This window comes from Luteibacter jiangsuensis, from assembly GCF_011742555.1.
Classification (GTDB): domain Bacteria; phylum Pseudomonadota; class Gammaproteobacteria; order Xanthomonadales; family Rhodanobacteraceae; genus Luteibacter; species Luteibacter jiangsuensis.
The window spans coordinates 137,510-157,344 of the sequence record NZ_JAAQQR010000007.1 but is presented as its reverse complement, the minus strand read 5'-3'; the positions used below and the strand labels follow the sequence as shown (position 1 = coordinate 157,344).

Below are 19,835 nucleotides of genomic sequence, written 5' to 3'. Positions count from 1 at the left end.
TGGGCGCATGGCAACGACACGGATCGGCATATCCGGCTGGCGCTACAGCCCCTGGCGCGGCGTCTTCTATCCCAAGGACCTCGTTCAGAAAGACGAGTTGTCCTTCGCTTCGCGCGAGTTCCCGACAATCGAACTCAACGGCTCGTTCTACTCGTTGCAGCGGCCGGAGAGCTATCTTTCATGGTACGAGGACACGCCGCGCGGCTTTGTCTTCGCGGTGAAAGGGCCGCGCTTCATCACGCACACCAAGCGCCTACGCGACATCGATAAACCGATGGCGAACTTTTTCGCCTCGGGCGTGCTGGCGCTTCGCGAGAAACTCGGCCCCATGCTGTGGCAATTCCCGCCGAACTTTCGTTTCGACCCACAGGTGTTCGAGGCGTTCCTCGCCATGCTTCCGCGTACAACGACGGCGGCCGCCGCCATGGGGCGGGGGCACGACGCCCACTTGAAACGGAGGGCGTACCTCGATGTGGAGCGCAGCCACCGCCTCCGCCATGCGGTGGAAATCCGCCACGAAAGCTTCGTGGACCCGGCTTTCATCACGCTGCTGCGCAAGTACGGCGTGGCATTCGTGGTGGCTGACACGGCCGGCAAGTTTCCCCGTTACTTCGACGTCACCGCGCCCTTCGTCTACGTGCGGCTGCACGGCGACAAGAAGCTCTACGCCAGCGGTTACAGCGACGAGGTATTGCACGATTGGGTGCGGCGCATCCGCGCCTGGCAGCGTGGCGTGCAGCCCGCGAGGGATCCTCGCATCTCCCGGTCCGCCCCGCCCAAAAGGGCGTCGCGCGACGTCTACGTCTATTTCGACAACGACATGAAAGTGAAGGCGCCGCGCGATGCGCACGCGCTGGCGGCCTTGTTGTAGTTCGAACTAGAACGGCGTCTTCCGCCGCGAGCCGCGCAGGTTCTCGATCGGGAAGCTGGCGATCTCGCCACTGCCTTCGCGGCGCGACTGGCCGGCAGGCGGGCCCCAGGCGTGGGCGGTGACGACTTCCCACGTCGATGGAATGACGCCGTCGCTGCGCATGACTTCGTACGCATCGATCATGCGACGGTAATGCGTCTTGCCGGTGAGCCCGCGCGGGCGATCGGCATCCGCGTTATTCGCGCCCAGTCCTTTCAACTCGTCGAGCAGTGCGCGAGGCGTCGGATACGTGAGGGTGTAGCGTTCCGCGAACAGCACGGGATCTTTCAATCCCTGCGCCAGCATCGCGTCGCCCACGTCGTGCATGTCGAGGAAACGGGCCACGTGGGCCTGCTGATCCGCTTCGGCCCATGCGGCGCGCAGCTCTTTCAGTGTGTCCGGTCCGAATGTGGAGAACGTGAGCAGGCCGCCGGGCTTCAGCACGCGAGCGCATTCGGCGAACAGGCGGGGCAGATCCTCGCACCACTGGAAACAGAGGTTCGAGAAGAGCAGATCCACACTGTGATCGGGCACCGGCAGCGTGTAGGCGTCGGCGGCGACGCGTCCGAAGGGCTTCAACCAGCCGGCGTGATGTTTCGCTTGCCGCAGCATCGGCAGGGCGAGATCCATGGCGATGACCTGCGCCTTGGGGTAGCGCTTCTTCAGCGCGGCGCTACCGCGGCCCGTGCCGGCGCCGACATCGAGAACGACCTGCGGCTCCTGCTCGTAGATGTCGAGCCGTTCGACAAGCGTCGACTGCACCTCGCGCTGGAGCGCGTCGTGTTTTTCATAGGTGCCGGCGGCGCGACCGAAGTTGCGGCGAACCTGGCGTCGGTCGAAATGGAAGTCGCTCATGATCGTGTGTCGATGAACCGGTGCAGGACGTCCGCCACGACGGCGGCGTGTCCGATGAAGGGGGCGTGCCCGGCGTGCGCGATTTCCTCGAACTGCCCGCCGGCGGCTTCGGCGGACCAGCGCATCGCCTCCGGATGCACGATGCGATCGCGTCGGCCGGCCACCCAGAGGCTGGGCTGATCGATGTCGGGAAGGCGCGAACGCAGGTCGGCGCTTTCGAGGAGGCGAATGCCTTCCATAAGTACGCGGGGATCGGGTTCGCCACGCGCGAAGGCTTCTTCCTTCAGGCGTCGGGCCTCGGCGCGAGGGTCCGCGCTGCCCATGGCTTCGAGCGCGATGAAGCGCTCCACGGTCGCCTTGTAGTCCGCTTCCAGGTCCGCGGCGAGCTGACGCACCATGGCGGCGTCGTTGCCGTACGGCCATCCGTCGCCGCGTACGAAGTGCGGCGTCGCGCAGACCGGCACGATGGCGTGCACGGCGTCCGGCACGTCGAGCGCGGCCGTCATGGCGATCAGGCCACCGAGCGACCAGCCGAGCCATACGGCCGGCGGTGTCGCGTCGGCGATGGCGCGTGCGCATGCCAGCGGTTCGAGGGGAATCGACGAGTGGCAGGAATAACCGTGGCCGGGCAGATCCACGACGTACATCGTGCAGCGGTCCGCCAATGCATCGACGAGAGGTGCGAGGATGCCGCCGTGCATGGCCCAGCCATGGATCATCACCAGCGGCAGCGGACCGCTGCCATGCGTTTCGATGTGCAGCCCGCTCATGCCACGTCGCTCGGCGCGAGGCTGGGGTCGAGAGCGCCCCGCCCATCGAACACGAAGCAGTCGCCGCGCCAGTGCGCGCCGCCCACTTCCTCGAAATACTTGAGGATGCCGCCTTCGAGCTGGAACACGTTGTCGATGCCGATCTCACGCATGTGGATCGCCGCCTTCTCGCAACGGATGCCCCCGGTGCAGAACGAGACCACTGTCTTGCCTTCGAAGCGCTCGCGGTCGGCGGCGACGGCGGCGGGAAAGCCGGTGAAGCTGGACAACCCGTAGGCCACCGTGTTCTCGAACGTGCCCGCGGCCACTTCGTAGTCGTTGCGCGTGTCGAGCAGCACCACGGGCCGGCCGGCGTCGTCGTGGCCCTGGTCGAGCCAGCGCCGCAGATCGGTGGGCAGCACATGTGGTGCACGGCCTTCGGCGGGCCGAATGGCCGGCGCCCGCATCGTGATGATTTCCTTCTTGAGGCGCACGCGCATGCGTGCGAACGGGACTTCGTCCGAAAGGCTTTCCTTGGGTGCGATGTCGGCGAAACGAGGATCTTCGCGCAGCCAGGCGAGGAAGGCCTCCACCGCATCGCGCGGGGCCGCGAGGAACAGGTTGATGCCTTCCGGGGCCAGCAGCACGGTGCCCTTCAGGGCCAGCGCCTCGCAGCGCTCGACGATCCGTGCCCGCAGGCTTTCGAGGTCGTCGAGCCCGACGAACTTGTAGGCGGAGATATTGAGGATCGTCATGGGCCGGCCTGGGTAGTGCGACCGTCCATTATACGACCGCGCTTTCCGCGGGGCGGGGCAGGCGCGCCAGGGCGTCCAGCAGGGCGTCGATCCGGTCCGGCGTGTGCTGCGCCGAGAGCGTGATGCGCAGACGGGCACCACCCTGGGGAACCGTGGGCGGACGGATGGCCACCACCAGAAACCCGGCGTCTTCCAGCGCTGCAGCGGCGGCGACGGCCGCGGTGGCCGTGCCCATGGGCAACGGCTGGATCGGCGTGGCGGAAGGCATGAGCGGCAGCCCCAGGTGGGCCGCCCCGGTACGGAAGCGGGCGATGTTTGCCGCCAGTTTCTCCCGCCGCCCCTCGCGATCGAAGCGGACCAGGCGCAGGGCGGCGCGGGTGGCCGCCGCCAGCGCAGCGGGCATCGCCGTGGTGTACACGTAAGTGCGTGCGAACTGGGCGATGCCCTCGATCACGGCGGCGTCGCCGGCGATGAATGCGCCCGCGCAGCCGAGCGCCTTGCCCAGGGTACCCATCAGGACGGGCACGTCGGCGGTGCCCAGCCCGGCGGCACTCACGGATCCCGCACCCTGTGCGCCCAGTACGCCCAGGCCGTGCGCGTCGTCCACGTAAAGGAGTGCGCCACGCGCGCGGCACACCGCAGCCAGGGCCGGGAGCGGCGCGACATCGCCGTCCATGCTGAACACGCCGTCGGTGGCCACCATGGCGGGAAGTTCGCTTCGCGCGTCGAGCTGCCGGGCCGCGCCTTCCGCGTCGGCATGGGGGTAACGCCGCAGCTCCGCGCCGGCCAGTTGCGCGCCGTCGATCAGGCTCGCGTGATTCAGCCGGTCCTGCACGCACAACGCCGAAGCGCGCCCGGGCACCGGCATCGCGCCGGCGCCCAGTAGCGCCTGCATCGCACCCAGGTTCGCCATGACGCCGGTGGAAAACAGCAACGCGCGCTCCCGTCCCGTCCACTCGGCCAGCTCCTCCTCGAGTGCCGCATGCTCGTCGCGGTGACCCGATACCAGGTGCGCCGCACCCGTGCCCACGCCTTCCGCGGCCGCCGTGCGCGAAAGCGCCGCGACAAGGTCACGGTGTCCGGCCAGGCCGAGGTAGTCGTTGCCGCAGAAGTCCACCAGTGCGCGGCCGCGCACGATGCGCCGTGCGCCCAGGGCGTCGCAGACGCGTGCGCGCCGGAGCAGTCCCGCCTGTTCCCGCGCAGCGCGTGCGCTTTCCAGGCGGGCGAGGAGATCCGGCCGGTTCACGCCTCGGCCGGCTCCACGATATCGGCGTGCACCGTGCCGGGCTCGACCTCCACTTCCATCGGTTTCAGACCGAGCCGCTCGAAGAGACGGCGGTCGTGCTCCACGTCGGGGTTGCCGGTGGTCAGCAGTTTCTCGCCGTAAAAGATCGAATTGGCACCGGCGGCGAAGCACAGCGCCTGCAAGGCATCGTCCATCGTCTCGCGCCCTGCGGACAGTCGCACCACGGATGCCGGCATCAGAATGCGTGCGACGGCGATGCTGCGCACGAATTCGAACGGATCGAGCGCTTCGGTGCCGGCCAGCGGCGTTCCCGCCACCTGGACCAGGCGATTGATGGGTACCGATTCCGGATGTTCGGGCAGGTTGGCCAGCGTGGCGAGCAGCCCGGCGCGCTGGGCGCGCGACTCGCCCATGCCGACGATGCCGCCGCAGCAGGTCTTCAGACCGGCCTCGCGTATGTGTTCCAGCGTGTCGAGACGGTCCTGGTATTCGCGCGTGTGGATGATCTCGCCGTAGAAGTCGGGCGACGTGTCCAGATTGTGGTTGTAGAAATCCAGCCCGGCCGCCTTGAGCGTGTCGGCCTGCGGCTGGGTGAGCATGCCCAGTGTGGCGCACGTCTGCAGTCCCAGCGACTTCACCGCACTGACGATCTCGGCCACCTTTGCCACGTCGCGGTCCTTCGGCGAACGCCATGCGGCACCCATGCAGAAACGGCTTGCCCCGGCATCCTTGGCGGCCTGTGCCCTGGCGAGCACGGCCTCCACGCTCATCAGCTTCTCGGCCTTAACCCCGGTGGCGTAGCGGGCCGCCTGCGGACAGTAGGCGCAATCCTCGGGACACCCTCCGGTCTTGATCGAGAGCAGGGTCGAGACCTGCACCGCGTTGGGGTCGTGGTACTGCCGGTGGATCGTCTGGGCCTGGAACAGCAGGTCGTTGAAGGGTAAGGCGAAAAGGCGCTCGACTTCCTCTCGGGACCAGTCGTGGCGAAGGGCTGCGGTCATGGCGGTTTTCCGGGGGCGAAGCCGCGAGTGTGGAAACCCGCCGTCACGCTGTCAACCTTAACGGTAGTCTTCAGGTTTACAGTGCGCGGCTATCGCGTGCCGTAGGATGGAGGTGCGATATCCCCTCAGGAGGTGCACGCATGAGCGAAGGACAAGGCAGCACCGGCAACGTGCTTGCCGCCATCTGCAGTTTCTTCATCCCCGGCCTCGGGCAGTTGGTGCAGGGCCGTGTCTTCAAGGCGCTGATCATGTTCGTGCTCGCCGCCGTGCTCTGGGTGATCTGGCTCGGCTGGATCATCCATCTCTGGTCGATCGTCGACGCAGCCATGTATCGGCGAGACTGAGGCCCGCTCCTGGCGCATGGACGCGTCCCCCCGTTCAATATGGGCCGACGTCGACAGTCCAGCCACGGGCGGCCGTGGCAGGATGTCCCAGGTGAAAGGGGCGGGGGCGTCTATGGAATCCGGTCTCGGAACGCGTGGCTACGTGGGTTACGGAGCGCTCCTGCTCGTACCTCCCATTGTCCAGTTCGGCCTGCCCTGGGTCCTCGGGCGGCAAATGCCCGAATTGGCGTATTACCTCATGCTTTTGGCGGCGCTCATGGCGAGTGCGACGGCTCTCGTTTATTCGCGCACGTCCGCCTTCGATCAACGCACCGTTCTCTGTCTCGCCCTGGGGCTCCTTCTATGGGTGATCGGTATGGGGAACGCGATCGCCAACTCCGATGCCGAACAGAACCTTATATCGACCTATGTCTATTTCGTCAGCTATGGGCTGCCGCTGCTTTATGCCGCGGTTGCGACGCGCGACGAACCCACGACGAGGTCGCGCCGCCTGGTGGACGGCGCGCTTCTCGTCCTGCTTGTGATCCTTTGCTATCTGGGCGTGCGAGACCTGCAGGACGACCACGGGTTCCTGAGGAGCCAATACGAGCCGTGGGTCGCACTCGCCTTCGATGCGGAAAATGCGCTCCTGCTCATGGCATTCCTGGTTCGCTCGCTGGCGGCCACGGACGAACGTGAGTACCGGACCTTCCGGACCGTGACGATCTTCCTGGGGGCCTACGCATTGGCTTCCGCCTTGCACAATCACATCGAGCAACTGACCGGGTCGGCGATCGTTGGAGCAATGGCCGATGCGCTGCCGACCATGGTCTTCATATTTCTGATCTGCCTTCTTCACGGCTATCGAAAGCCAGGTGCGTTCGAACTCGCCGATCGCATCTGGGCTCGACGTCTCGCAGCCAGCTTCGCTCCGGGCATACTGCTTGCCGCGATATTTGCGCTGAGTGTTGGGGTTCGCGGGTCGCAGGGCGTGCTCGGGCAACTCGTGTTGGCACTGGCCATGCTGACTTACGTGATTCGCGTGGTGCAGACCCAGTTCTGGTTCGCGGCTACGCGCGACCGTCTCGCGGAAGCCCTTGCCGCCGTGGAGCGTGTGTCTCTTCTGGATGAATTGACAGGCATTCCGAATCGTCGTGCTTTCGAGAACACCTTGAGGGAGCGGCTTCGCGAGTCCATGCGAGACCATAAGCCGGTCAGTGCGCTCATGATCGACGTCGACCGGTTCAAGATATTCAATGACAGTCGCGGCCATCTTGACGGGGACGCGGCTTTGAAAGCGGTGGCCCGCCTTCTCGCGGGTACCCTTCGTCGCCCCGCCGACTTCATTGCGCGCTACGGCGGCGAAGAATTCGTGGTGCTCCTGCCCAATACGGCGGAAGACGGGGCGCAGGTCGTGGCGCGCCGCATGAATCGATCGGTGTACGACGCCGCGCTGGCGTTCGACCTGGGAATCGATCGGCGCGTGACGGTGAGCATTGGGATCGCTACCTCCGGTGAAATCGACGCGGAAGGCCTGGTGCGACGCGCCGACGACGCGCTGTATCGCGCGAAGGCTAACGGCCGAAACGGCTACGCGGCGGCGGTCGAGCGTCCGGTCGTTTCGTCGCCGTAGGCGTGCCGGGGTCGGTGCCGTAGTGTTTCCGCAGGAGGATGTTCCATGAGCGATGGACGCCGCAGCGCCGGCAACCTCCCTGCCGCAGGTGACGCTCGCCGACCGTTACGAATGTCGCCGCTCCGGGCATGGCTGGCGGCGGCAGGGCGTTTCGTCCTGCCGCCGCGTTGTATCGTATGCGAAGGGCACGGCAGTGGCAGCCTGGAATTGTGCGACGGCTGCCATCGCTCCCTGGTATCCAACGTCGCGTGTTGCAGTCGCTGTGCGCTTCCGTTGCCGGCCATGACGCCCCTATGCGGGCAATGCCAGACGAAGCCGCCCCCTTGGCACGATGTGTGGGTCCCCTTTGTCTACGCGTGGCCGCTGGACGCTCTCGAGAGCCGCTTCAAGTTTTCCGGAAGCCTCGCCGCGGGGCGTGTGCTGGCCACCTGCTGGCTGTCTTCAGGCGTGCCGCCCGTCATGCCCGACTTGCTCGTACCGGTGCCGCTGCATGCCGGAAGGTTGCGTAAGCGTGGTTACAACCAGGCGCTGGAACTGACACGGCCGCTGGCACGGCACCTTGGACTGCCGCTGGCGCACGACGTGCTCACCCGCGCGCGCCCGACCGGGGCTCAGACCGAACTCGATGCCGCCGCACGCGCAACGAACGTGCACGCGGCCTTTGCCGTGAAACGCATGCCCGCGCAGAAGCACGTGGCCATTGTCGACGACGTGATGACAACAGGCGCGACACTGGCGGAATGCGCGAGAGTGCTTCTTGCCGCGGGGGTCGCACGTGTCGACGTGTGGGCGCTGGCGCGAACGCCCTTGCCGGGGCAACGGAACGCGTCGAAAGTCGCTGGGCCCCTGCCTTCGCAGGGGCGACATGCCTGAGGTCGGCCAGACCTGTCTATCGTCGTTCCCGCGAAGGCGGGAACCCAGTGACTTGCGCCTCAGTGATTCACGTAGACAGGATTGCCCAGGACCAACAGCTTGCCCTTCGGGGAGTGCACGTCGACGCGCAACCAATGCCGCCTGCCGTCGCCGGTCCAGTCGAAAGAGACCTCGCCGTCGGCCGGAATGGGCTTCTCCGCGGAAGCCAGTGGCTTGCCATCCACAGTGACGACGACATGCTGTCCCTCCAACGCGGCGGTCCGCACCACGACATGCATCGTGGCGCCGTTTGCCACCTGGAGTGCATCGCCCATCCCGGCGCTGGTCGCGCCCGCGCTCGCGAGGATATCGAGCGAGCGGTCGCGCGTGCCCTCCACGTCGACGAACACATGCCCCGCACGAATGCCGTCAAGGATGCCCTCCATGGACAGCGCATTCGCGTGCACCACCGTGGTGGGCGTGCCGATGGTCCCGGCGAAGGCATCGCGCGGATCGTCGGTGCCGATGTGGCTGTCGCTGCCGCCGATGGCCGTGATGCGCAGCCCGCCGTTCAACTGTTTCTCCCAGAACGGAATGCCGGTTTCGGGACGCTCCGTGTCGGTGCCGTTGACCGCCTCGATCGCCTGGAAACCCCGCATATCCACCGGACTCTTTGGCGTGAACCCGCAACCCATACAGGTTTCGTCGTTCGGGCGATTGGGATGATTGATCGAGATGACGCCGTGCGCGCGGGCGACGTCGGCGAGCAACGCGTTCCAATCCGGTACCGCCTTGCTTCCCACGCGGAAATCCACGGTGCGGGATACGCCGAACAGGTTGGCGTGGCCTTCGAACGTGGTGATCTCGCGGGCGGGGATGAGCAGCATCGTGTCGAAGTACGGTTGCAGCTCGCGCAGCTCCGACACCTGGGACATGGTGTTGTGATCGGACAGGGCGATGAAGTCCAGCCCACGCTTTGCCGCCGAAGCCACGGTGAAGAAGAGCGGGCAGGGCACCTTCGCGGTCTTGGACAGGTTGAGGCAGCCGCCGTCGCTGTGTGCCGAATGCATGTGCAGGTCGCCACGATACCAGCGATCTTCCGTCGCCAACGGTGCAGTCAGTCCATGTTCCGGCCCGAAGCCCTCGTCGTCCCGCGAAAACCACACCTTCGCCGTGTAGGTGGCATGCGAGGCGGCGCGGATGTTCGGTATACCGAAGAGGAGACGCCACCGGCCGGGCTGGATGGCCCCGGGCAGGAACGACGCCGTGGCATCCGTGGCCGATACGGTGAAGCGGTGCTTGCTGCCGCCACTCCAACCGCGGAAGCCGTCCTGGGCCTCGAACGGCCCGGGGCCGAGCAGGCCGAGATCCATCACCGTCTTGTCTTCGCGCCCGGTGTAATCCACATCCACCGTGATCCGCGACGTGCCCGCCGGCACGTCGAACGGGACCTCACGATACGTATGCTGGTCGGCACCGCTGAGCTTGCCGCGGAGGACCAGATCCGGGGCGCGCTCCGCCGCTGCCGTCACGGCGGTCAGGCACGCGAGTACGAAACCGAGTAGGGCGCGCATCAGAAACGGTACATCGCTGCGAGACGGAACGAGCGGCCGAGCAGCGGCCGGGCGATGAAGGTGTTGGCCCCCGCATCCGAGCTTGCCAGTTCGCCGGCACGGGGATTCCCCTCCGTGAGGCCGAGCGAGTTCGTGATGTTGTCGGCGTAAAGGAACAGCGACAGCTGTTGCGTGGCGTCGTAACGGGCGCTGGCGCCGACCACGTGATACGACGGCAGTACCACCGAGTTGGCCGTGTCGACATAACGCTTGCCTTCATGCTCGTACGACACCTGCACGCGCAGGCGGCCGTCGAACAGGTTCACACCAGGCACGATGCGGTAGCTGACCTTGGGCACGCGGATCAGCTGGTTGTCGTCGTAGTCGCGCAGCACCGGTGCATTCGCGACCACGTCGGTGTAGCTCAGCCCTTTGTACTTCGGATCTTGCAGCGTGGCGTTGAACTGCACGTCGAACCACTTGCTGGGATAGAGCGTGCCTTCGAGTTCCAAACCGTAGGTCTTCGTGGTGGCGAAGCCGGTCTGCGGCGTGGAGGTGTTGCCGTTCCGATCGAACACGTTGTTGGTGAAGCTGACGTTGTCGTACTTCGTGTAGAAGGCCGTCGCGTACAGGTCCATGAAACGGTCGCTGTACTTCCAGCCCGCCTCGGCCAGGTCCATGGTTTGCAGCAGCGGCGTGGCCGTCGGGTTCGTGATGTAGGTGCTGAGGTTTGGCAGGCGGAACGCCGAGGTCCAGCGCGCGAACACTCCCTGGCGCGGCGAGAACTGCCAGTTCGCGCCGAGGGTCCAGCCCGTCTTGTCGAACGACTGGTCGTAATGCGTCAGGACGCCGTTGCCCGTGAGCACCGTCGCCGCCGCGGGCGAGCCACCGAGGTTTACCGTCTGCTTGCCTTCGGTGAACCCCTTGACGTTCACCTTCTCGTAGCGGAGGCCGCCATCGATGCGCAGTTCCGGTGTCACCTGCCATTCGTCGGATGCGTAGAAGGCATTGGTGTTCGACTTGCCGCTGGCATGTTCCCACTCGTAGCCGTAACGGTAGAAGCCGTGATCGGTCAGCGAACCGAGGACATTGCCATTGGCATCCACGCCCACGAGGTCGAGCAGGCGGGCATTGTCGCTGGCATCGGTCAGTACGGTGGACGAGTAGCGGTCGAAATCCTGCTGGAAGTTCGCGTGGTAGTAGCCGAAAGTGACGTCGTGGCTCTGCTCGCCGAACTCGAACTTGCGCAGCACGCGTGTGTCGTTGATGAACTCGTCCACCGGCAAGGTCACGCCGCGCAGTCCCTCGGTCACCACCAGGCCGTTGCCGTTCTGGTTGGCCACGTTGAATACCTGCGACGGGTTGTCCACATACCGGAACTGGAGGGCCGTGGCGCCCGGGATGGCCGACAGACGCTTGGCATCCTGGGCGAGGAACGAACTCGCGCTTTGCAATGCGTTCGGGAACACGCCGTTGCGCTGTGTGTCGGTGGTGCTGTACCGCATGGATTCGGCCAGCTTCCAGTCGTCGCCGAGATCATGATCGAACTTGAACGATAGTTGCGTGCGCTTGACGTGCGTGCCTTCGGTATTGTCGAAGTCGTACAGGCCGCCGTTGCCCTCGCGCATGAGGAGGTGTTTCGTTTCCGGGCCGGCCAGCGTTCCGTAATTGCCGTTGAAGCCGGGTACGGCACGGATGTCGCCATTGGCATTGGTGCGCATCGGAATGCCGAGGTAGAGCGCCACCTTGTCGTCCATGTGCTTCACGTCGAAGCTGATGTCGCCGTGCTCGAGTTCCCTGGACAGGGTGGCACGCAGCTGGCCGCCGTCATCCGCGTGGTACTGCGGGCGCCGCACACCGTCGTCCACCCGCCAGAAGCCGCCCACTCCGAGCTTCCAGCCGCCGCCGACCGGCGTGCCGTACCAGAAGTCCAGCCGGTTGAGCGAATAATTGCCGACCGTGTACTTCACCAGGCCTTCGGGCGTGTCGCCGACCTTGCGCGGAATGAAGTTGATGGCGCCGGCGGGCGCGTTGGAATAGAAGACCGACGAGGGGCCGCCGCGGACGACTTCGACGCGCTCGATCGTTTCGTCGAGACGGAACGCCTGGTCGGCGTTGAGGTAACCGAGCGCCGGGTCGTGCTGAACCGGGATGCCGTCTTCGAGCAGCGTGACCGAGCCGTAGCCGTCCACCGGAATGCCGCGCGCGCGGATGTTGCCCGACGCCTCGCCGCCGGAAGACTCCACCCAGAAACCGGGCACCGATTTCACTGCCTCGGTGACGCTGGTGGGTGCCTGCATGCGCAGGCGGTCCTCGTCGATGGTGGTGATGGAGTAACTCGTTTCTGCCTTGGTGCGGGTCTCCACGCCCGAGCGCGCGGTGACGACGACATTGTCGAGGTCGGTGGTCTTCTTCTCGGGGTTGCTGTCCTGGGCATGGGCCGCGGCGGAAATGAGGAACGCGCCGAGGAGCGCCGAGCGCAGGGCGCGGCTGAGCAGGGTCTTACGCATGTCGATGGTTTTCCGGGGATAGGGCTGCGCGAACCCTCCCCTCGGACCGCGCGTGCTTGCGGCGGCCCGCGGCCACTCCGTGGGTCCGCGACCCGCAGGAACTTATGCGTCAGCGATGACGGGATCGCTGAATTTTCATGACGGCCCTATTTCAATCGAGACAAATGGTCATCGACAGCTCACGCCGTGACGACGGTCACAGGGCGAGAGCGAGCACGATGCCGAGCCAGAGGGCCAGGCCCACCCAGTTGTTGTGACGGAAGGCGGCAAGGCACGCGGCACGCTCCCGGTCGCGCATGATCCACTGCTGGTAGGCGAAGAGCCCAGTGGTCGCCGCCAGCGCGATCCAGTACGGCCACGCCAGTGCGGCACGCGTACCCACGAGCAGCATGGTGAGCAGGAAGGTGCCCATCAGCACCCCCACGATGACCAGATCGGCGTCGGCAAAGAGGATGGCCGTGGACTTGGCGCCCGCCTTGATGTCTTCCTCGCGGTCGACCATGGCGTATTCGGTGTCGTAGATCACCGACCAGAGGATATTGCCGATGAACAGCAACCATGCCAGCGGGGGTACCGAATCGGTAACCGCGGCGAACGCCATCGGGATCGACCAGCCGAATGCCGCGCCCAGCACGACCTGCGGAAGGTTCGTGTAGCGCTTGCTGAAGGGATAGAGGGCCGCAAGGGCCGCGCCCGCGAATGACAGCAGGATGGTGAGCCGATTGGTGAAGAGCACGAGCACGAACGAGAACGCGAGCAGGGCCGCGAAGACGTAGAGCGCCTCGCGCGGACTGACCCTGCCGCTCGCGATCGGTCGTCCCGCCGTACGACTCACCTGGGGGTCGAGCTTCCGGTCGGCGTAGTCGTTGATGGCGCATCCGGCGGAGCGCATGGCGAATACGCCGAGGGTGAAGATCACCAGCGGCCCGACAGGCGGAAAGTCCTTCGCGGCCAGCCAGAGCGCCCACCAGGTAGGCCACAGGAGCAGCAGCGCGCCGATGGGACGGTCCATCCGGGTGAGCACGAGATAGGCATGGATCTTGTCGCGTCGTGCCGCCGGCAGGCCGCGCAGCAGAAAAGCGAGCACGCGCTCGGCAGTAGTCGACGCATCGGCGGGACGCGCGGGCGCCGCTGCTACCGAGGGCCTGCGGTTTGCCGAGGGATTCTTGCGACGGGTGGGCGGGGTGCGGGGCGTGCGGCTCATCCGCGAAGTCTAGCCCAGCGGTCGCCGCGTGGACGACGGGGCGGGGCGACGACATCGCCCCGCAAAACGTTCAGCGCTCCAGCGGTTCGATCGGATCGTCGTCCACCGGCGGCTCCGGGTCGGCATCCCGCTCGGGCTTGTAGTGTCCTGGCTGGCGGATCTCGCCCTCGGGACGATTCTTGCCAGGTTCGGCGACAGGCGGCTGCGGGTTGGTCGGTGTGTACGGCATGGGGACTCCGTAGTCTTGCGGGGAAGGAGTCCAACCTAGGCACGGTCAGGTGAAGCAGCCGGGTACGTGCCGTAAAGCCAGGGTGAGTCGGAACATGCCGCGTCGCCCGTTCACGCCCTGCGGCGTATCCTTGCCGGCTGCAGACAGAAGGAAGCGATCATGAAGATCCTGATCATCGGAGCAGGCGGTACGCTGGGCCAGGCCGTGGCCGAGGAGCTCGGCGCACGTCACGACATCGTTCGCGCCGGCCGCTCGCACGGTGACGTGCGCGTGGACCTGCGCGATGCCGGCAGCGTCGAGACGATGTTCCGCGAGGTGGGCGACCTCCACGCCGTGGTATGTGCCGCGGGCAAGGTCCCGTTCGCGCCGTTGGCCGAACTCGACGAAGCGAAGTATCTGGCGGGCGTGCAGGACAAGCTCATGGGTCAGATCCGCCTGGTGCAGGCAGGCACGCCGCGTCTGCGCGACGGAGGCTCCTTCACCCTCATCACCGGCATCCTCACCGAGCAGCCCATCGTGGCCGGCGCTTGCGCCAGCCTGGTGAACGGTGCCGTCGAGGCCTTCGTGCGCGCGGCTGCCATCGAATTGCCTCGCGGCATCCGCATCAACGCGGTGAGCCCGAACGTTCTTACGGAATCGATGGGAAGCTACGGGCCGTTCTTCCGTGGCTTCGAACCGGTGCCGGCCGCGCGCGCGGCACTCGCGTTTGCGCGGTCGGTCGAGGGTCGCCAGACCGGGCAGGTCTACAAGGTCTGGTAAGCCGCGTCGCCCCGCACACGTTCCACGATGTCGTCCGCGTGCCGCAGCGCCGCCTGGAAGGCAGCGAGGGACGCTTGCGCCGTTGCGTCGCTGCCACCGAGGTCAGCGATCTCGATCACGTCGACGAGCTTTGCGGACTGCTTCACGATCTGCTCGACCGCCGCCTCGTCCACGTCGACCACGAGCGTGAGCCGCGACACGTCGGCGTCTCGCGTGGGTGCGACAAGCAGCGATTCGATGTTGTAGCCGCGCGAGGCGAACAGGCCGGCGACCCGCGCCAGCGCGCCGGCTTCGTTCTGGAGCAGCATGGAAATCAGGTGGCGCATCGTCAGAACATTCCCGTCGGTTCGGCGGCCCGGGTCACGGGACGCTCGCGGCTGGGTATCCAGTCGCCGGTGATCATTTCCGCGTAGCTGGCACCGGGGCCCACCATCGGATACACACCGGCATCGGGATCGATCACCACTTCCAGGAAGGCCGGGCCCTCGAAGGCCAGGAAGTCGGCGACGACGCTGTCGATGTCGGCAGGGTTGTCGAGACGACGCGCCCAGCGAAATCCGTCCGCCTCGGCGGCGCGAACGAAGTCCTTCTTGTGCAGGCTCTTGTCCGATGCCGAGAAGCGCCCCTTGAAGAACAACTTCTGCCACTGGCGAACCATGCCGTCGCCGCTGTTGTTCAACACCACCACCTTCACCGGCAGGTTGTACGTGGTGACGGTTTCCAGCTCGCCGATATTCATGCGGATGCTGGCGTCGCCGTCCACGTCGATCACGATGCGATCGGGGCGCGCGAACTGCGCGCCGATCGCTGCCGGCAAGCCGAAGCCCATCGTGCCCATGGAGCCGGACGTCAGCCAGAGGCGCGGCTCGCGGAAGTCGAAGTATTGCGCGGCCCACATCTGGTGCTGTCCGACGCCCGTGCTGATCACGGCCCGGCCGTCGGTGATACGGTTGACGGCCTCGATGACCGCGCACGGCTGGATGCTCGTGCCGTCGCGGCAGAAATCCATGGCGTGATTGGCCTTCAGCGCGGCGACATGGGCATGCCACGCCGCATGGTCGCCGCGAATGCCCTTCGTTCGTCCATACGTGGACAGACGATCGAGCGACTGGTCCAGCGTGCCCACATGGTGCCACTCCACGGCCTTCACCTTTCCGATTTCCGCCGGATCGATGTCGATCTGCGCGATGGCACGGGCTCGCGGCGCGAACTTGTCCGGGACGCCCACCACCCTGTCGTCGAAGCGGGCGCCGAGGGCGAGCACGAAGTCGCAGTCGTCCATGGCGTAGTTGGCATACGCCGCGCCGTGCATGCCGAGCATGTCGAGGGACAGCGGATCGGTGGTATCGAAGCCGCCGATCCCCATCAGCGTGGTCACCACCGGAATGCCGTATTCGTGCGCGAAGTCGCGCAGGGCATCGGCCGCGCCGGAGGAGATGATGCCGCCTCCGGCGTAGATCAGGGGGCGCTTGGCCGCGCCCAGGAGATCGAAGAACCGCGCGCAATGGTCGTCGGGAATGGTTGCCGACTCCACGGCGTGCAGGCGCGAACGGTAGCCGCGCACGGGCAGTTCGTGACTGCCGTGGAAGGTCGACACCGCGTTCTGCACGTCCTTCGGAATGTCGATGACCACCGGGCCGGGCCGACCGCTGCGTGCGATATGGAATGCCGTGCGCAAGGTGGCTTCCAGCGTGGTCGGATCGGTAACGAGAAACACATGCTTGGCGCAGGACCCCATGATTGTGCTGATCGGTGCCTCCTGGAACGCGTCGGTACCGATCGCGGCGGTGGGCACCTGGCCGCAGATCACCACCAGCGGTATGGAATCGGCCATGGAATCCCGCACAGGCGTGACCGCGTTCGTGGCACCTGGCCCGGAGGTGACCAGCGCCACGCCCACGCGCCCGGAAGCGCGCGCATAACCTGCCGCCATGAAGCAGGCGCCCTGCTCGTTGGCAGGAACGATCAACGGCATCGGCTCGCTGCCGTCGTCGCGCGTATGCACGCCGTTGTAGCGGAAGACGGCGTCATAAACCGGAAGGATGGCGCCGCCGGAGTAACCGAAAAGGACATCGAGGCCTTCGTCGGCGAGCACCTGCACGACGATGTCGGCGCCGGTCAGGGATTGGCCGGCCAGGGGATGGGTCGACGTGGGACTAATGTCGCCGACGGTGTCCAGTTGGGCGTTCACGATGTTTGTATTCCTTCAAGCGCTGAGGAAAGTTGGCCTTGCGTGGAAGGCTTGACGTCTGCTTGCTTTGTGTGGGAGCCGCTTCAGCGGCGATGGGTGCTCGCGGCAACCCGGCCCGCTGCCGCGGGATCGCCGCTGAAGCGGCTCCCACAACCCGTGTCGGCTAGGGTGCCTTCACGGGTTCCGGCTCCGGCTGAGCCTTCGGCTGGTTCGCGGCGAGCCAGGGCATGCGTGCGCGCAGCTTCGCGCCCACCTTTTCGATCGGGTGTTCGAGATCGCGCTGCTTGTACGCCTTGTAGTTCGGCAGGCCGGCGTTGTATTCGGCCGTCCATTCCCGGGCGAAAGTGCCGTCCTGGATCTCCTTGAGCACCGCTTTCATACGTTCCTTCGTGTCCGCATCGACGATCCGCGGACCGCGGGTGTAGTCGCCGTATTGCGCCGTCTCGGAAATGAACTCGAGCATTCGCGCGATGCCGCCTTCGTAGAAGAGGTCGACGATCAGCTTCAGTTCGTGCATCACCTCGTAGTAGGCGATCTCCGGGCGATAGCCGGCTTCCACGAGGGTCTCGAAGCCCTTGATGACGAGTTCGGAAGCGCCGCCGCAGAGCACGGCCTGCTCGCCGAACAGATCGGTTTCGGTCTCTTCCTTGAAGTCCGTCTCGATCAGCATGGCGCGTGCGCCGCCGATGCCGGCCGCGTAAGCGGTGGCGCGTTCGGTCGCCTTGCCGGTGGTGTCCTGGTGCACGGCGTACAGGCAGGGCACACCGCGGCCGATTTCGTATTCGCGACGCACCAGCGCACCCGGGCCCTTCGGTGCCACGAGCACCACGTCGATGTCGGCGCGCGGCTGGATCTGGCCGAAGTGCACGTTGAAGCCATGCGCGAACAGCAAGGTGGCGCCCGGCTTCATGTTGGCTTCGATGGCGTCCTTGTAGATGCCCGGCTGGGTCATGTCGGGGGTGAGCACCGCGACGAGATCGGCGCCGCGCACCGCATCGGCCGGCTCGGCGACGGCGAAGCCGTCGAGGTAGGCGCGCCGCCACGATGGGCCGCCCGGGCGCAGGCCGACCACGACGTCGAGGCCGGAATCCTTCAGGTTGAGCGCGTGGGCACGGCCCTGGCTGCCGTAGCCGAGCACGGCGATACGGGCGTTCTGCAGGGGGGCGGTGGTGGCTTGGGTATCGGTCATGGTGGTTCTCCTCGGATAGGTCGAACTGGAAAGGTGTGGTGTAGGAGCGCGCCCTGCGCGCGACATGTTTTGGGGCGAGGAGCAACAGGGCCTGTTGCTCCTCGCGAACGGTTGTCGCGCGCAGGGCGCGCTCCTACAGGCGAATCAGTTGCCGATCAGCTCCTGGGTGAGGTCTTCGTCTTCGAATTCGCGGCGGGCCCGCGTCGCGACGGCGGGTGCGTCGTCGAACGCTTGCGTGACGGCACCCTCAGCCGCGGAACCCACCAGCCGGGCGTACTTGGCGAGAACGCCGCGCGTCACCTTGGGCGCCGCCGGCCGCCATGCCGCACGACGCGAGGCCAGGTCGGCATCGGTGCGCAGTTCGCGCGTGGCGGCGTCGATGAAGACCGCGTCGCCTTCGCGCAGGAGGCCGATGGGACCGCCGCGCGCCGCTTCCGGCGCGACGTGGCCCACCATGAAACCGTGCGTGGCTCCGCTGAAGCGGCCGTCGGTGATGAGCGCCACGTCGTCGCCGAGGCCCCGGCCGACCAGCGCGGCCGTCACCGCCAGCATCTCGCGCATGCCGGGACCGCCGGCCGGCCCTTCGTTGCGGATCACCATGACGTCGCCTGCGCGGATGCGGCCGGCCTGCACGGCAGCGAACGCGTCCTCCTCGCTCTCGAACACGCGCGCCGGGCCCGCATGGCTGGTACGGCCGTGACCCGCGAGTTTCAGGATGCAGCCTTCGGGCGAGAGGTTGCCGTAGAGGATGCTGTAGCCGCCGCGCGGCTTGAACGGGTGGGCAACGGGACGCACCACCTGTTGCCCCTCGGTGGCCGAGGGCGCGGCATCCAGTTCGGCGAACAGGCTGCGGCCCGTGACCGTCTGCGCGTCGGCGATGAGTCCGGCTTCGCGCAGTTCGCGCGCCACGACCGCGGTGCCGCCGGCGGCGGTGAGTTCCACGGCGCTGAAGCGGCCGCCGGGTTTCAGGTCGGCAATGACCGGCGTGCGGGCGGACGCGGGTTCGAAGTCCTCGATGGACAGCGGCACGCGCGCTTCGTTGGCGATGGCCAGGAGGTGCAACACGGCGTTGGTGGAGCCGGCGGTGGCCGCGACCATGCGCGCGGCATTGTCGAAGGCGGCGCGAGTCATGACGTCGCGGGGACGCCGGTTCGCCTCCAGGCAGGCCATGGCAAGTTCGCCGCAGCGGTACGCCGCGTCGCGCTTCGCCGGATCGGTGGCGGGAATATCGTTGAGGCCGACCGGCGTCAGGCCCAGCGTGGTCAGCACCATCGCCATGGTGTTGGCGGTGAACTGGCCGCCGCACGCACCCGCGCCTGGGCACGCGTGGCGTTCCACGTCGTCGAGTTCGGCGTCGTCGATCTTGCCCGCGCCATGCGCGCCCACGGCCTCGAATACTTCCTGCACCGTGATCGGGCAGCCGTTGCGACTGCCGTGCGCGATGCTGCCGCCGTAAAGCGCCACGCCCGGGATGTTCAGCCGGGCCAGCGCCATCGCGGCCGCGGGTATGGTCTTGTCGCAGCCGCACAGCACCACCATCGCGTCGAGGCAGTGGCCGTCGACGGCGAGTTCGATGGAGTCCGTGATGATTTCGCGGCTCACCAGCGAGGAGCGCATGCCCTGCGTACCCATGGCGATGCCGTCGGTCACGGCGATGGTGTTGAACTCCACCGGCGTGCCGCCCGCGGCGCGCACGCCTTCGGCAGCGGCTTCCGCCAGCTCGCGCAGGTTGAGGTTGCACGGCGAGACGTTCGACCAGCTATGCACGATGGCGACCATCGGCCGGGCGATGGCTTCGTCGTCGAGGCCGGTGGCACGCAGCATCGCTCGCGCGGGTGCGCGGTCCGGGCCGGTCTTGATCGCGTCGCTGCGCAGC

The 19,835-nt window shown here is 66.7% G+C and carries 18 protein-coding genes and 1 pseudogene; 6 read left to right on the top strand and 13 right to left on the bottom strand.

All coding sequences use genetic code 11. The annotated features are described in order from the left end of the window. Positions 1–7 precede the first annotated feature (7 nt). A complete protein-coding gene (locus tag HBF26_RS15430) occupies positions 8–871 on the top strand; it encodes a DUF72 domain-containing protein (protein ID WP_167128394.1) in 864 nt (287 codons plus the stop codon). A gap of 6 nt (positions 872–877) precedes the next feature. Here the strand turns inward: HBF26_RS15430 and bioC are convergent, their stop codons facing one another. From bioC to bioB, 5 genes are read right to left on the bottom strand one after another with little or no spacing between them, the layout of a single operon-like run. Further along, a complete protein-coding gene (gene bioC, locus HBF26_RS15425; protein ID WP_167128391.1) occupies positions 878–1,765 on the bottom strand; it encodes a malonyl-ACP O-methyltransferase BioC in 888 nt (295 codons plus the stop codon). After that, complete coding sequence (bioH, locus tag HBF26_RS15420; RefSeq protein ID WP_167128388.1) at positions 1,762–2,535, bottom strand: pimeloyl-ACP methyl ester esterase BioH; 774 nt, start codon at positions 2,533–2,535, stop codon at positions 1,762–1,764. Before bioH ends, bioC begins: the two co-directional genes overlap by 4 nt. Beyond that, on the bottom strand, positions 2,532–3,269 hold the full coding sequence (locus HBF26_RS15415; protein WP_167128384.1) for a sulfurtransferase: 738 nt from the start codon (positions 3,267–3,269) through the stop codon (positions 2,532–2,534). Before HBF26_RS15415 ends, bioH begins: the two co-directional genes overlap by 4 nt. 28 nt (positions 3,270–3,297) lie before the next feature. Next, complete coding sequence (locus HBF26_RS15410) at positions 3,298–4,515, bottom strand: aminotransferase class I/II-fold pyridoxal phosphate-dependent enzyme (protein WP_167128381.1); 1,218 nt, start codon at positions 4,513–4,515, stop codon at positions 3,298–3,300. Then, the gene (gene bioB / locus HBF26_RS15405; RefSeq protein WP_167128378.1) at positions 4,512–5,516 is read right to left on the bottom strand and encodes a biotin synthase BioB; all 1,005 of its coding nucleotides are present in this window, start codon (positions 5,514–5,516) and stop codon (positions 4,512–4,514) included. Before bioB ends, HBF26_RS15410 begins: the two co-directional genes overlap by 4 nt. A 140-nt stretch (positions 5,517–5,656) precedes the next feature. Here bioB and HBF26_RS15400 point away from each other — a divergent pair, with 140 nt between their 5' ends. The 4 genes and pseudogenes from HBF26_RS15400 (at position 5,657) to HBF26_RS15390 (ending at position 8,345) form a co-directional block, all read left to right on the top strand. Then, positions 5,657–5,860, top strand: a complete 204-nt coding sequence (locus tag HBF26_RS15400; protein ID WP_167128375.1) for a hypothetical protein — start codon at positions 5,657–5,659, stop codon at positions 5,858–5,860. A gap of 112 nt (positions 5,861–5,972) precedes the next feature. Then, the gene (locus HBF26_RS15395) at positions 5,973–7,472 is read left to right on the top strand and encodes a GGDEF domain-containing protein (RefSeq protein ID WP_167128372.1); all 1,500 of its coding nucleotides are present in this window, start codon (positions 5,973–5,975) and stop codon (positions 7,470–7,472) included. Between the two features lie 45 nt (positions 7,473–7,517). After that, a pseudogene (locus tag HBF26_RS19905) lies at positions 7,518–7,769 on the top strand (double zinc ribbon domain-containing protein); the annotation flags it as partial. Positions 7,770–7,805: 36 nt separating this feature from the next. Then, positions 7,806–8,345 (top strand): ComF family protein, encoded by a 540-nt coding sequence (locus tag HBF26_RS15390; RefSeq protein WP_338039688.1) that lies wholly within the window; start codon positions 7,806–7,808, stop codon positions 8,343–8,345. Positions 8,346–8,404: 59 nt separating this feature from the next. On the opposite strand, the gene HBF26_RS15385 is transcribed toward HBF26_RS15390, so the two are convergent. The 4 genes from HBF26_RS15385 to HBF26_RS15370 all read right to left on the bottom strand — a co-directional run bounded on the left by HBF26_RS15385 (position 8,405) and on the right by HBF26_RS15370 (position 13,820). Further along, positions 8,405–9,898, bottom strand: coding sequence for a CehA/McbA family metallohydrolase (locus tag HBF26_RS15385; protein WP_167128369.1), 1,494 nt, complete (start codon positions 9,896–9,898; stop codon positions 8,405–8,407). Further along, positions 9,898–12,387: a TonB-dependent receptor gene (locus HBF26_RS15380; protein WP_167128366.1), complete on the bottom strand. Its 2,490-nt coding sequence runs from the start codon at positions 12,385–12,387 to the stop codon at positions 9,898–9,900. The genes HBF26_RS15385 and HBF26_RS15380 overlap by 1 nt, the downstream gene beginning before the upstream one ends. A 196-nt stretch (positions 12,388–12,583) precedes the next feature. Continuing rightward, positions 12,584–13,474 (bottom strand): 4-hydroxybenzoate octaprenyltransferase, encoded by an 891-nt coding sequence (gene ubiA, locus HBF26_RS15375; RefSeq protein ID WP_338039687.1) that lies wholly within the window; start codon positions 13,472–13,474, stop codon positions 12,584–12,586. 187 nt (positions 13,475–13,661) lie between these two features. Continuing rightward, entirely contained in the window at positions 13,662–13,820 is a 159-nt protein-coding gene (locus HBF26_RS15370) for a hypothetical protein (RefSeq protein ID WP_167128361.1), read from the bottom strand. A gap of 159 nt (positions 13,821–13,979) precedes the next feature. Between HBF26_RS15370 and HBF26_RS15365 the strand changes: the two genes are divergently transcribed. Beyond that, a complete protein-coding gene (locus tag HBF26_RS15365; RefSeq protein ID WP_167128359.1) occupies positions 13,980–14,579 on the top strand; it encodes a short chain dehydrogenase in 600 nt (199 codons plus the stop codon). Here the strand turns inward: HBF26_RS15365 and ilvN are convergent. The 4 genes from ilvN to ilvD form a co-directional block, all read right to left on the bottom strand. Beyond that, positions 14,564–14,905 carry an acetolactate synthase small subunit gene (ilvN, locus tag HBF26_RS15360; RefSeq protein ID WP_167030412.1) on the bottom strand — a complete coding sequence of 114 codons (342 nt, stop codon included), beginning with the start codon at positions 14,903–14,905 and terminating at the stop codon, positions 14,564–14,566. The two genes, HBF26_RS15365 and ilvN, sit on opposite strands and share 16 nt — an antisense overlap. 2 nt (positions 14,906–14,907) lie before the next feature. Continuing rightward, entirely contained in the window at positions 14,908–16,770 is a 1,863-nt protein-coding gene (ilvB, locus tag HBF26_RS15355) for a biosynthetic-type acetolactate synthase large subunit (protein WP_338039686.1), read from the bottom strand. A gap of 163 nt (positions 16,771–16,933) precedes the next feature. Beyond that, positions 16,934–17,959, bottom strand: a complete 1,026-nt coding sequence (gene ilvC, locus HBF26_RS15350; RefSeq protein WP_167128356.1) for a ketol-acid reductoisomerase — start codon at positions 17,957–17,959, stop codon at positions 16,934–16,936. 144 nt (positions 17,960–18,103) lie between these two features. Beyond that, the gene (gene ilvD / locus HBF26_RS15345; protein WP_167128472.1) at positions 18,104–19,834 is read right to left on the bottom strand and encodes a dihydroxy-acid dehydratase; all 1,731 of its coding nucleotides are present in this window, start codon (positions 19,832–19,834) and stop codon (positions 18,104–18,106) included. Between the last annotated feature and the right edge of the window lies 1 nt (position 19,835).